At 39.1% G+C, this 12525-nt stretch carries 13 protein-coding genes; 8 read left to right on the top strand and 5 right to left on the bottom strand.

What is annotated here, in order from left to right; all coding sequences use genetic code 11:
- The first annotated feature begins 51 nt into the window (after positions 1-51).
- From ICL55_RS35640 to ICL55_RS11405, 7 genes are all read left to right on the top strand, one after another.
- Complete coding sequence (locus ICL55_RS35640) at positions 52-402, top strand: plasmid mobilization protein (protein WP_188097100.1); 351 nt, start codon at positions 52-54, stop codon at positions 400-402.
- On the top strand, positions 383-1546 hold the full coding sequence (locus ICL55_RS11380) for a relaxase/mobilization nuclease domain-containing protein (RefSeq protein WP_188097102.1): 1164 nt from the start codon (positions 383-385) through the stop codon (positions 1544-1546). The genes ICL55_RS35640 and ICL55_RS11380 overlap by 20 nt, the downstream gene beginning before the upstream one ends.
- 788 nt (positions 1547-2334) lie before the next feature.
- On the top strand, positions 2335-2592 hold the full coding sequence (locus ICL55_RS11385) for a helix-turn-helix domain-containing protein (protein WP_188097104.1): 258 nt from the start codon (positions 2335-2337) through the stop codon (positions 2590-2592).
- 59 nt (positions 2593-2651) lie between these two features.
- Positions 2652-3209 carry a toll/interleukin-1 receptor domain-containing protein gene (locus tag ICL55_RS11390; RefSeq protein WP_188097106.1) on the top strand — a complete coding sequence of 186 codons (558 nt, stop codon included), beginning with the start codon at positions 2652-2654 and terminating at the stop codon, positions 3207-3209.
- Between the two features lie 23 nt (positions 3210-3232).
- Positions 3233-4429 carry a toll/interleukin-1 receptor domain-containing protein gene (locus tag ICL55_RS11395; protein WP_188097108.1) on the top strand — a complete coding sequence of 399 codons (1197 nt, stop codon included), beginning with the start codon at positions 3233-3235 and terminating at the stop codon, positions 4427-4429.
- Between the two features lie 4 nt (positions 4430-4433).
- Positions 4434-5390, top strand: coding sequence for a hypothetical protein (locus ICL55_RS11400; RefSeq protein WP_188097110.1), 957 nt, complete (start codon positions 4434-4436; stop codon positions 5388-5390).
- Positions 5387-6415, top strand: a complete 1029-nt coding sequence (locus ICL55_RS11405) for a toll/interleukin-1 receptor domain-containing protein (protein WP_188097113.1) — start codon at positions 5387-5389, stop codon at positions 6413-6415. Before ICL55_RS11400 ends, ICL55_RS11405 begins: the two co-directional genes overlap by 4 nt.
- A 23-nt stretch (positions 6416-6438) precedes the next feature.
- Here ICL55_RS11405 and ICL55_RS11410 read toward each other — a convergent pair whose 3' ends face one another.
- The 5 genes from ICL55_RS11410 to ICL55_RS11430 are packed head-to-tail and all read right to left on the bottom strand — an operon-like array spanning position 6439 to position 10837.
- Positions 6439-7089: an Nmad2 family putative nucleotide modification protein gene (locus ICL55_RS11410; RefSeq protein ID WP_188097115.1), complete on the bottom strand. Its 651-nt coding sequence runs from the start codon at positions 7087-7089 to the stop codon at positions 6439-6441.
- Positions 7090-7101: 12 nt separating this feature from the next.
- Positions 7102-7593 (bottom strand): TIR domain-containing protein, encoded by a 492-nt coding sequence (locus ICL55_RS11415; protein ID WP_188097117.1) that lies wholly within the window; start codon positions 7591-7593, stop codon positions 7102-7104.
- On the bottom strand, positions 7557-8573 hold the full coding sequence (locus ICL55_RS11420; RefSeq protein WP_188097119.1) for a nucleotide kinase domain-containing protein: 1017 nt from the start codon (positions 8571-8573) through the stop codon (positions 7557-7559). Before ICL55_RS11420 ends, ICL55_RS11415 begins: the two co-directional genes overlap by 37 nt.
- A gap of 28 nt (positions 8574-8601) precedes the next feature.
- Entirely contained in the window at positions 8602-9588 is a 987-nt protein-coding gene (locus ICL55_RS11425; RefSeq protein WP_188097121.1) for a nucleoside triphosphate pyrophosphohydrolase family protein, read from the bottom strand.
- 25 nt (positions 9589-9613) lie between these two features.
- Positions 9614-10837: a tyrosine-type recombinase/integrase gene (locus tag ICL55_RS11430; protein ID WP_188097123.1), complete on the bottom strand. Its 1224-nt coding sequence runs from the start codon at positions 10835-10837 to the stop codon at positions 9614-9616.
- Positions 10838-11168: 331 nt separating this feature from the next.
- Between ICL55_RS11430 and ICL55_RS11435 the strand changes: the two genes are divergently transcribed.
- Positions 11169-12461, top strand: a complete 1293-nt coding sequence (locus tag ICL55_RS11435; RefSeq protein WP_188097125.1) for a DUF3108 domain-containing protein — start codon at positions 11169-11171, stop codon at positions 12459-12461.
- Positions 12462-12525: the final 64 nt, after the last annotated feature.

A 12525-nucleotide genomic window follows, 5' to 3' on the forward strand; every position in this document is an offset into this window, starting at 1 on the left:
GCTTCAACGGCTTGAAAAATTGTTAGTCACTTCGTTCTAATGCTTGAAATTATGGCAAGACCCAGGAAAAATGAAAGTGAAAAACGTACCGTTCAGGTGAATATCCGATTGACATTATGTGAGAATCAGAGAGTCACTGAACTGGCAAAATCGGCAGGTATCACCCCTGCCAATCTCATTCGACAAAAATTCTTTTCAGGCAGGCTTCCGGTATTAAAACACTCTCCCATTGAAATTGATCTGTATCGGGAACTCCATAAGATTGGCGTAAATCTCAATCAGGCCACCCATAGGATTAATAGAAACGAGTTCCCCGGAGAGTATTTATCTTTTCTGATACAGCTTTCCAGGAATGTTAACCATGCTATTAAACTGTTAGTAGATGACGGCCGATCAGGTTAAGGGAAAGGGATTTAGAGGGGCATTGCGCTATAACCTGGCTAAAGTGGAAAAAGGTGTTGCGGAGATATTGGACACTAATTTTTCCGGTATCGGAGAAAATATTATAATGAAAGAAGTCACTATGATAAAGGCTTTGCGTCCTAATCTTCAGAAGTATTTTTATCATACCTCATTGAACTTTCCACCTAAAGAAAATTTATCAAATGAACGGATGAAATCTATTGCCAAAGACTATTTATCGGAGTTGGGCTTTAATCAACATCAGTTTATTGTCTTCCGGCATCGGGATGCAGATCACCCTCATATTCACATTCTGGTAAATAGAATTGGTTTTGACGGTAAAGTTGTTTCAGACAGCCAGGATTATGCCCGCAGTGAAAAGGTGATTAGGAGCCTCGAAAAGAAATATAATCTCACCTCCGTAGTATCCAGTAAGCAAGCCGTGGAACGAGCAATGACAAAGAACGAAATGGAAATGATGAAGCGTACCGACGCGCTATCTGTAAAGCTTAAACTTCAGACGATCATTGGTAATGCCCAAAAACAAAGTCATTCCGTTCCCGATTTTATACAGGCACTAGAAGCCCGGGGGATAAATATACTCTTTAATCAGGCCCAGACTGGTTTTGTAAGCGGTATTAGCTATGGTTTTGAAGGTTTGATTTTTAAAGGTTCAGCCTTAGGCAACGGTTTTAAATGGACACAGTTAAAAGGAGGGTTAAACTATGAACAAGAAAGAGATCATACAACAATATGCGAAACAAACACTAGGACAAGATCCATCCTATCAGATAATGGATTATGGCAAAGTGCTGGAGATGGTGCAATCCATCAAACAATGGCATCAAACAAGCCTAAACGAACAACAGCGTTTGCACAGAGAACACCTGGAGAGGATGGCACAAGCATATCGAATATTACAAGCGGACAGCGCCAACCTTCACAGAAATTTGGACGAACTGAATCAGCTAGTGAAGAACCTTCACAGCGGCACTTTGAATTATCTGAAGTTGCAAAGGAGGCGGGAATTCTGGTTGGCGGTATTATCCGGGGTTTGCTCAGCCCTGTTGGTACTGATAATTATGAAGATATGGCTACTATAAATGAGTTCAAAAAGAAGAAGAAAAGGAAGATCCGGCGCTGATAAGTAAAAACGGCAATTGCTCTATGCAATTGCCGTTTTTACTTATCAGCGTAAGGCAGAAATTATTGTGTATGTTTTGTCCATTGCCTCTTTTGTGACTCGTAATATACAGTCTTTTTCTGCGTTGCTGAGAACTACGGGCCGTCTTGCGTCAGATTGATCAACGGCCTGACACCGCAATTTCCTATAAAATGTGGGGGTACTCCAGTTACATTCTTTGCATACCGTCTCTCTAATCGCATGCGGCATTTTCGTAAAGTGATCGTGTAAGATTGATAATACGTTCTCTAATTTTTCCATGGTAAAACAGTTTATTGGTTAATAGAATTTGAGGGTTGTACCCCTTGAAGAAAGTCAAAGCGTGGGCAATACGGTCTTTAAAGCCGTTCAATTTCTGTATTAAATAATCCGGAGAAGTGTTGGGAGAGAGCAATAAAAAAGACGCAGAGCCCAACAGAGTGTCCTGGAGGTACTGGTATACCTGGCGACGACTAAGTGAGCCCATGCGCCATAGCATGGGCTACTCACCTTGTATCCCTCGTCGCCTTTCAAATTACCAGTTTTCCAGGACGAGATCTAAAGCAAGAAGCTTGAATATCTTTAGATCACTAAAATAAAGAATTTGCGTTTTCCTAACCTGATAGCAGTTTCATAATAACAATATTTGTTAGCAAATTAAGTAAAAAAACGATAAAAACCACTTATTAGTAGTAAAATATAAGTAGTTTCTTATCAGTAGTAACATATAAATGGTTACTTATTTGTAAACTATTCATTTATTTTACTATATGGATAGCAAAAAAGAAAACTCCAAGAAAATACACCTTGATCCGGATGACCAGCTAGCAAAGTTGGGCGCACGAATCAAGGCGCTCCGTATCAAAGCCGGATACAAAAACTATGAGGTTTTCGCGTATGAAAATAATATCCCCAGAGCGCAGTATGGCCGCTATGAGCAGGGAAAGGATTTGCGGTTTAGTAGTTTGGTGAAGGTGGTGAGTGCGTTGGGAATGACGATGGAGGAGTTTTTTGGAGAGGGGTTTTAGTAAAAGGGATTAAAAATGCTGTAAGTTTATAACTCCACGAATGAAAAAGTTAGTACAGAATGGCCCTAAATAGATTCTATTTACCCCATAGTAAAACACGGCAAGAGTTCCTTGCCCAAAATATTAAGTGCATTTTTATTTCTCATCAACAAAAAGATAAAGATCATGCACAAATAATTGCTGATTATTTGATGTCGGCAGGGCTTGATGTTTATTTCGATAAATATGATTCTGACCTACGTATCCATCATCAATCAGGTAATCCTAAGAAGGTAACAGAGGCAATCTGTAGCGGAATCAACAACAGTAGTCATATGTTAGTGTTAGTTTCCCCTAACACTTTAAGCTCAACTTGGGTTCCATTTGAAATTGGATACGGATTTGATAAAATTGAGCTTTTAGTATTGTGCCTTAAAGGGATAGAAAAGGGCTCCTTACCTGAGTATATTCGTTCTGCCCCAATTATTCGTGATATATGGGATCTAAATAATAAGGTTAGTTTTTGGGGTGACAAAAGTTTGGAACAACTAACTAAGGCTAATGTAATTCCGGAATACTCTAGTTTACAAAATCCCTTGCGACATGTAATGGATTCGCTAATAATAGATAATTATTAAAAAGTAGAAGGAAATCATTAAACATGAAACGCTATACCTCCCCATTAACGATTTATATTGTTTGGCATCCAAAATTTACACATGGAGAAAAAGTTGCGGAAAACATCTATACGAATTTTAACCGCGATGTAGAAAATCCACTTAGCAGGGGAATTGGAATCCCTGTTTTATTTAGATCAACACCATTAAAAAACCAGAAGGTTCCCAAGGAGATAGATCTGAATGCTTCAGACTACAATGCAATTTTGGTTTTGGTAGATGATTATCTTTTTAATGATGACGATTGGAATATTTTTGTTAAAGACCTGGTTGAAAAAACTAAGTCTGATGATAAAAACCGAATTTTTCCAGTTGCATTTTCTGAAAATGCTTATTACTTCGAAGAAGCAACGCTAGGAAAAACCCAGTTCCTAAATGCCAAAACCAAAGGAGGAGAACATACAGAAGATGAGCTAAATAAAGCTATAGAAGGAATCAAACAGAGAATGTTACATGGGCTTTGCCGTTTGTTAATGGGTAAGAAGCCAACACATAAAGCCTCAGAAGAGATTGGGATACCCGCTCCCATTAAACTATTTATTAGTCATGCTAAAAAAGATGGAGAGAAAGAGGCTGAAGCATTTCGAAACTATATTGAATCATATACCAAGCTAAATACCTTCTTTGATGCAAATGATATTGCAGATGGTTACGCATTTGATAAACAGATAAGAAGTTCTATTTCCGAAGGTAAGGCCGCGTTAGTTGTATTTCATACTGATGTCTACTCTTCCAGAGAATGGTGTCAAATAGAGATATTAACAGCAAAACGATATATGGCGCCGATAGTCGTTGTCCACCATATTAATAAAGGAGAAAAGAGAAGTTTTCCTTATTTGGGTAACGTGCCAACTATAAAATACAATAATGACAACTTTAGTGAAATTATTGATTTAACATTATATCAAGTTTTAGTAAATTTATACCATACTAGAAATTTAGAGAAAATTGCTAGTTTGTATAGGTCTGAGGATATATTAACTATGCATTTATCCTCTCCCCCTGAATTATTCAATTTCTTGGATATTTTAAAAGCGAAAGAAGAAAATGGTGCTACAGAAAAAAGCTTGATAGTATTGTATCCCGATCCCCCACTTGGTATTGAAGAAATTGCTGTATTAGACGGAATGAATGGTGATATTCACTTCTTGACACCGATTCAATTATCAACTTATTTCTAAATCAATGGCAAAAAAGAAAGAAAATATCTCAGGAGTATCGAAGGAGTTGTCTCAAGCTATAAAGAAAAACATTAATAAAGAAAGGAAAAGAATCGATTTTCCACTAAAGGAAGTGGGAATTGGAATTTCGGTTTCAGAAAGTGAAGAATTTCTTGAGCTGGGATTTTCAGACATGCATCTTAAGGACATAACAATTGAATTAACAAGGTATTTATTGGTGAATGGGGCAAAATTGGTTTATGGAGGCGACTTGCGACAAGGAGGCTATACATTTATATTCTCAGAATTAGCCTTTCAATACAGAAAACAGGGAAATTCAGATGATCGATACTTTATCAATTACTTTCCATGGCCGACCTACCTGCAATTGAGCAATGTTGATCTTGCACAATTTAAGAAAAATAGAGTTGAAATAGTACGCGTTCCTTGCGTCAATGAGTCGTTAAGTGATCAATGGACAGCTGAAGGTTTTTCTGAAAATCCTGAGAATCAAAAATTGCTGGCTGAATGTATTTCCAGCATGCGTGCTGAAATGGCGCAAGGTACGTTCGGGCGAATTTTTATAGGGGGTAGGCTGTCAGATTTTAGAGGTTTTTTGCCTGGAATATTAGAAGAAGCATTTATAGCTGCCCAAAAGAAGCAGCCACTTTATTTAGTTGGCGCTTTTGGAGGAGCTACTGGATTCTTAATCAGAGCGATAAAAGGTGAGAGGAGCGACTCACTAGCTAATGAATTAATAGACACTTTTCCGCCTTGGAGGGATTTGGGTCAAAAGGATGTTAAAAGGAATTATAAAAGCAAAATCAAGAAAGTGTTTGATTTCTTTAAAGATATGGGAGCTAATGGATTAAGTGAGCTGAACGGATTGTCTATAGAGAGGAACAATATACTTTTTGATTCTGTTCATGTTCAAGAAATTATTTATCATATTCTAGATGGGCTAAAAAGCAAGGTCAAATGAAGTTTTACATTGTAGGAAGCAGTATTTCGGCAGAGAGCGAGGACGAAAAAGTAAAGTTTAATTTATTTTGCAATGCATTAGGGAGATGTTTGGCAAACATTAATGCTACCTTGAATTTGTGTAGTCCATATGAAGATTCTGCTGATTATCAACTATTACAAGGAATAGGACAATTGGCAAAAGTGAATTTAGAAATCAAATTATATTTTCCCGCAACAAATGAAATAAGGACGAAATGGAACGAGTTATTAGTTGGCATGGATGATATAAGCGTTGAAAAATTTCCTCAAGAAAGTGCTTTGACGCAAGAAAAAATTGACCGAAAGTATGCATGGCTATTCAGCCAAATTCAAGCAGTCAAAAATTCCAATTATGTATTTGTAATAGGGGGTAATACCTCTGGTGCCTCCAACTTGTTAGCTAGAGTAGCAGATATGGAGGATTCTCAAGTTATTCCATTCCCGCAATTCAAGGGAGTAGGTGAGATTTTTTTTAATAAAAAGTATTATCAGCTTTTGGATAACTGGGGCAAGAATTTCGTCGACTTGCTTGGGAATAATGATCAATTAGAGAAAGTTATTCATAATTTAATGGAACCTCCAATTACGGTAGATCCCCAAACATCGAGAAAAGCAGACAAAAAAATATATTTTATAAGTTATGCGAAGAAGCGAAATTCCGAGGCAGACTTTTTAGAGACATTATTAAGGAGGAGAAACCTGAATGTAATAAGAGACGAAAATGACTTCATTCCTGGAACTGATGTTTCGAATGCTATAATGGAATCAATTGCTCAATGTGATGTCTTTATAGCATTATGGTGTTGTGAATATGCATGTAGCCCATGGTGTTTTGACGAATTGCATAAGGCACTGGAATCAAATAAAAAAAACGGAAAAGAAATTTGGATATTGTCGCTGGATCGTACTAGAATGGTTCATCCAGAAGCAAGAAAGATGCTGATGTATGATGCATTTACAAGAGATTCTTTAGAAGCAAAAATTCTGAGCCTTTTGGGTAGATAATTTTTTAAATAAATTGCAATCCTTTATGAAGGAAGGATGATTTTATCAGTCTTAGCAGAATAGTGAGCAACACTGATTTCAAAATTAAAAGGGTTCGCAAGAACTATGTTTAGAGATGTAGAATAGTTCTTTTCAATCCATTCGACTAATCCTCTCGCTTGGCTATATGGATATTTACGATGGTTTCGTTTATTTTTATATCCAATATCCGTAAGTATTCTCTCTGGTATTACTGGAGCATTTGACCCAAAATAGTAAAAATTTTTGGACAAAAGTACAAATTCGGATCCAGTATCTCGTTCAAGATTATGTTCGTTAATGGTCCCATCTGGGTTACTATGATGGGAATGCGCCTGCTGCCATAATCCGTCTTTTTTATAATAAATATTGTCACCAACTAAGGTTTTCTTACTTCCATTCCTTGCAGGCTTTTTTGATCTAAATTCTGCATTGTTCCAGTATTCATCAAATGTGATCTTTTGAGTGACTTTCATTGCATAGATACATTTGCCAGTTGCTCGCAATGCTCCACCACCAACGCCAATGATCCAATCATCAACCTGAGCTGTATTTCTAATATTTGGTTTGCACGTTGCCAAGCTACAAATACCATGAAACGGATTTGGAGCAAATCCAAAGTCGCGGGCCACAACATAAATATATACATTTTTCATCTTCAGAATAACTTAACAGGTAGAGGTAGGAGCCTTCAGTGGTTCGCGTGGGCTACCATCAGGTTTTTCAAAATTATTTTCACCATCAATTGCTGCCATAATACTATTCGTATTCCACTTTACAATTGCATCACCATAGTTGGTTAAATTTTCGGGAATATCTGCTTCGGAACCTCCTTGAACATAAACACCTACTATTCTTTTTCCCTGCTCATGAGCTTTCTTTATCTCCCAGTTTACCCAAGGTCGAGTATGGGTGTCTTTCCCAATTAGTACAACAACGGTTCCTGCCCATGATATTTTTATTTTCAACAACCTTTTAATTGTTTCATCACTTACCTTTTTCTCATCTAACCGTTTTTGGTTTTCTGGTTTTGCTCTTATAGAACTATTTCGAATATCGAAACCATGTCCATTTAGTAACTTTGTAAGTTTTGTTACTTCACCGTCGTCTTGATGAAAGTGACTTATGAAAAGATGTCGCCGTTTGGTTTCTCCTGACATATTTTTGGAATTTTATGATTAATGTCCCATTTGGGAGGAAAAAAAAGAGAAATGTCGCTATGGTCAATTGAATATTTCTGTTTAATTCTAGATCTACCAGAAGTGCTATTAAGCTCAGGATTGGAGGCCCTTAAGTACTTGTCGACTTCACAAAATATATTTTGGCAATCAATTAGTTGTAATGGACGACCCCAAAGCTCAATAGGTTCGATGTTGAGTCTGTTGCATTCTAATTCCTGAGTGTCTGCCATCATCTTGATCACATCTTCAAAGGTGTAGTCACCAAGAGATTCAAAGCACTTATTAATACCATTCTGGGCACCTGGGCCAGCAATCACAAAATCCATTTCAGAAAAATTTAGAATGGTACTATAATTCAGATCAATTGTATATTGGAATGCAAGAAACTTTCCTATTGAGGGATAACTCAGAAGTTTACTGTAAACATCATTTAAAGTTTTGCATGATGACGTTAAATCTGGCATGTTGTCTTTTAGCATTCTCATTAACAATTCTAGGTGGTTAGTATGCTTGAATTTGTACCCAAATACATTTCCTGCGGAGGGCATTATATATGCGGCTGAGTAGATTGTTTTGTTATGCGTCATACGCTCGGTTAGAAATTTATCATATTTGTCAACTGAAAAATTTCTGTAGCTAATAGCATTAAGTTTTTTTTCTAAATAATTATATGTCTCTATCTTGTTGAATATCTTAAAGAGTAATGTTTTGAAGAATATCTCTTTGGGGTCTTGCTCACTATATTGTAAATGTATAAGATATTGGCTTACTCTATCAGCGGCCCGAAAAACATTAGTAAAGCGAAATTTATTAAGTATGGGGTCATCTGTCCATGGGCCAATAGGATTTGAAAGTCGAGCGAGGAAAATATCTAATCGCTTTCTTGCAAACAACCAATATATATCATAAACGAATGATTTTTTAGGTCGAATAAGCTTAACGAAATGAGTGTACGCCATTTTAAAATTTTATTGTGCTAAACCAAGGCTAAATCCCTAAATAATCTAGCCTTCTATCTTTAGGAGAAACCATAACTTTCCCTCCTTTGTTTTCTAAAAGTTTATGAAATACTTTATAGGAGCCAAGTATTGCTTTTTCCCATTGAAAAGAAGAAACTGAGGATACTTCTAGGTCCACAACTAACTGTTTTATGCTATTTAGCAGTTCGGTGTCAATTCGATCACTAGCTTGCAGCATTTTGTTACCTTTTGCATAATTATATACAATTAATGTAATAGCTTCTTCAGCTACCTGTGGTCTCCCTTTATCTTCCGTATCCCAGGTAGTATGATTACTTTTCCGTTTCAGGTCCATAAGGTCTCTCATTACAGGAGACCAGCCCAGATAAGCGACGTGACCCAAGTGGAATACGTCATGGAAGCGATAGTTATTTGGTTCTTTGGCATTGTCGGTTAGCGGATCGCCTATTGTGACCTGTTGCCCATCGCCTTTTTCCCATACCATTTTAACTTGGGAGAGGCCATTGGGGGTTTGTTGTTGGGTAAAATTGATAGTGAAGGAATCCGGAAATTTCTCAGGGTAGTTAATATCAAATCTAGGAATATCAATGAGATTTTGTTCCAAGAACCGATCCTTTGTCTTTGCTAAATTACTGACTGCGATATCCCCAAGTTTAATATTATTCTGAGTCGCAATTAAAGCCACATACCAGAGGACATCACCTAATTCCTCCTTTAACTTTTCATGAAAGTTGCCAAACCCGTCCCCATCCCTAATGTATTTTTTTAAAGTGGTCAAGACTGTTCCGGATTCTCCCGCCAATCCTAAAAATCCAAGATGTGAGCCTATTTCATTTTGGGAATTATAAGATTGAATTGTAGTGGCTGCAGATGTTTGGTATTCGTTTAGTGTCATTAATGTTTGGAGTTTGGGGTTAAATATCTTATGTGCTACAAGAATAACTAAGATAAGAGAAAAAGATAAAGAAAGATAAAAAATGAATGTAGTTAACATTTGGTTTACAATTTGCTCGAGCCCATCAAAACTCCACCAACTTCCTCGCATATTCCTCCTGTACTCCCATTTCAAACCCCGCAAAATATCTCTCCGTGGTCATCAAACTTTGATGTCCTAGGTTGGTACTGGCGAGTTTGAGCGGCGCGCCGCTCTGAACAAGGATTGTAGCATATGAATGCCGAGCGACATAGGTAGTCACCGGCATTTCAAAGCCCAGATCCTCTCCCATCTTCTTCATCCACTTATTGGTGTTCTTAGTGAACTGTTTAACCTTCTTACGGATGGTTTCTGCGCCATCTCCTAACTCTGCAATGTTGAAGATATAGCCTTCCGGGTGGGTATATGGCTGGCCCCATTTGGCGATGATCTGGTCAATGTACGTGTTCCGGGTGGCTATAATGTTAACAGGACTCCCCTTGGTGGTACGTTTCGTCTTTTCCCGAAGGAAGGTAATATAGGATGGATGGGCATTTCGGCGCTTCAGCAAAGCAATGTCCATCATGTTGATGCCATTACATAGGTAGCTGAATATCCAGAAGTCTTTCGCCTTTTCCATGCCGGAACCCTGATCGGTAGGATATTCGAAGATCTTTTTCAGCTGGGATTTAGACAGGGCCTTTTTAATATTCTTACCGGTGGGGATAATGTATTTACGTTTCCCGAATGGGTAAGCTTCCGGCTTAATAAGGCCATTTTCACGGGCAATATTCATTATGGTCCGGAGGGGCCGCAGGTAAATGCCAACCGTTGTGATGGAGCGACCCCGGGACAACATCCAGGCTTCAAACCCCTCCAGATACTCTTTGGTGATATGGGCGAGCTGAGGAGCCCTGCGATACTTTTTCAGACAGTTAATAGAGGAAGTATATGAGTCGGCGGTGCCGTGCTGGTCTTTTGATTTTAGCTCAGATATATAGTTATTGTATAATATTTCTATGGATTCCGTGTAAATCCGCTCCTCAAAGAAGCTGGACTCAAATTGGGAGAAAGAGAAAGGAACAATCCCCTCGCAGCACCGTTCCGCGTCTTTTTCAATAATACCTATCTCCTGACGGATTCGCCGGAGGTCGCCTTTGGCTTCAGCAGTATTCAGCTGGTCCCATTCCGCAGCCGTGGCGTCGTAGCCGGTAGCGTAGTACTTGCGGACCCCTTTATAGGTTACCCGGAGCTTTAAGGGGAACCGCTCGCCATTTTTAACCCTCCGGAGGTCCGGGACCACTTTGATATTCACCTTATCCTGCTTCATGATAATTTCAGTGATTGTTTTTGATACATATTTTGATACATGTTTCTGAAAAATATCCCGAAATGATATAATGCAAGTGTAGGTATAAATTCAATGCAAAGCGCCATGGTAAAGGATTGCTGACGTAATCCGGGGTAACTGAAAGTAACTGAAAATATGAATTTTAATGACTCATAATCAGGGGGTCCCAGGATCATGCCCTGGTGGGAGCACACTACACTAAAGGCTTTCAGCGTATTGACGTTGGGAGCCTTTTTCATTTGAGTTTACTGGTTTCCCGGTATAGGTAGCGCTCTTTGGAAAATCTAGTTTTGAATAAATTATCAAAACTATGTTTTCTCTCACCCGTAAATCTATATTCATCGCTGCTGTTACGTTATGGATCGCTATTTCAGGTCATATTCAGGCACAAAATAAATTTGATCCCAAACTACTGACGCCTGGCCGTAATACCCTGGCTTGTTATACCGTAAAAAATGGCAAAGAGTCTCCCATTGGTACTTTGACTTTCGGGCTCCATACCGCCGGTGATAAGCTCACGGTGACGACTATCACCGCCTTCACCGGTATGGAAGAGTGGACAGATACCGCCGTGTCCACACTTAGTTCTTTCAAACCTATCTATCGCGCCTCTCATAACTACATGAGGGACATGGTGCTTAACTTCGGAAAGGATATTACCGGCTATCATGTAGATAAGAAAACCGGCCGGGAAAGCGAGATCAAAGAAGCCGGAAACCGGTCTTTTGTTGACAGTTACACCTACCCTTTTATTTTGTCGTTGCTGCCACTGAGTTCCGGCTACCAGACCGATTTTCAGGTGTACGACTATAAGCCTTCGAACACTGATAATGTGAAAACGGCTGTTGTAAAGGAGGTAAAGACCAGTACCTTCATTAGCAAATCAACCGGAAACCACGATGTATGGGAAGTGACCGTGCATGAGCCTACCACCGGAGAAAAGTCTGTTTCCTACATTGATAAAAAGACCCGCCGCCTCTGGCAGGTGGACATATTCAGCAAAGGGCTACAGGTACGAATGATAGATATGGAAACAGATTTCAATTCCATCAAAGCACCTTTCGATAAAGCAGCGACCATGCAAATGGTCAATGAGGGCAGCGCCACGATCTCCGGCCAGGTGTTCGCTCGTGATCACAACGATAATATATGGAGCAAAATGGAGCTGGTGAATTGGGAGGCTAAGCAGGCCGCAGCCCGCGGTACGCTGGTATACCTGATACCCTATACGGATTACTTCCGGGAATGGGTCAAAGTAAATGAAGCACAGCAGAAAAAAGGCCGCGATGCTATTTTCCTCTCCGATGATGCTGCCCAATGCATCAAAAGCGCGACCATATATGACGATGCCGGCCACTTTGAGTTTGTCAACCTGCAGCCCGGAGAATATCTGTTGTATACTGCATTCAGCTTTGCCAACACCCGATCTTACACCGAGGTGACCGGATATACAGACCACTATGTCAACGGTATCCGCCAGGGTACTACCGAGCACACACGGGAGATAAAATACAAAGTAGATAAGGAAGTCTTGGTGAAGAAAGTTGTGACCATCAGTAAGCCCGGCGAGAAAGTGACCGTAAAACTGAAGAAGACGAGGTAGATATCAGGACTTTCAGTGGTTTTCGCCGGAAACCTTTTTTACTGGTCTATATGTCGCGCTAATG

Source organism: Chitinophaga varians (assembly GCF_014529945.1).
Lineage (GTDB): Bacteria > Bacteroidota > Bacteroidia > Chitinophagales > Chitinophagaceae > Chitinophaga > Chitinophaga varians.

Coding starts and splice junctions, on each gene's coding strand:
- ICL55_RS35640 (WP_188097100.1), top strand. CDS start 52: ATGGCAAGACCCAGGAAAAATGAAAGTGAAAAACGTACCGTTCAGGTG.
- ICL55_RS11380 (WP_188097102.1), top strand. CDS start 383: ATGACGGCCGATCAGGTTAAGGGAAAGGGATTTAGAGGGGCATTGCGC.
- ICL55_RS11435 (WP_188097125.1), top strand. CDS start 11,169: ATGTTTTCTCTCACCCGTAAATCTATATTCATCGCTGCTGTTACGTTA.
- ICL55_RS11400 (WP_188097110.1), top strand. CDS start 4,434: ATGGCAAAAAAGAAAGAAAATATCTCAGGAGTATCGAAGGAGTTGTCT.
- ICL55_RS11410 (WP_188097115.1), bottom strand. CDS start 7,089: ATGAAAAATGTATATATTTATGTTGTGGCCCGCGACTTTGGATTTGCT.
- ICL55_RS11395 (WP_188097108.1), top strand. CDS start 3,233: ATGAAACGCTATACCTCCCCATTAACGATTTATATTGTTTGGCATCCA.
- ICL55_RS11405 (WP_188097113.1), top strand. CDS start 5,387: ATGAAGTTTTACATTGTAGGAAGCAGTATTTCGGCAGAGAGCGAGGAC.
- ICL55_RS11430 (WP_188097123.1), bottom strand. CDS start 10,837: ATGAAGCAGGATAAGGTGAATATCAAAGTGGTCCCGGACCTCCGGAGG.
- ICL55_RS11425 (WP_188097121.1), bottom strand. CDS start 9,588: ATGTTAACTACATTCATTTTTTATCTTTCTTTATCTTTTTCTCTTATC.
- ICL55_RS11390 (WP_188097106.1), top strand. CDS start 2,652: ATGGCCCTAAATAGATTCTATTTACCCCATAGTAAAACACGGCAAGAG.
- ICL55_RS11385 (WP_188097104.1), top strand. CDS start 2,335: ATGGATAGCAAAAAAGAAAACTCCAAGAAAATACACCTTGATCCGGAT.
- ICL55_RS11420 (WP_188097119.1), bottom strand. CDS start 8,573: ATGGCGTACACTCATTTCGTTAAGCTTATTCGACCTAAAAAATCATTC.
- ICL55_RS11415 (WP_188097117.1), bottom strand. CDS start 7,593: ATGTCAGGAGAAACCAAACGGCGACATCTTTTCATAAGTCACTTTCAT.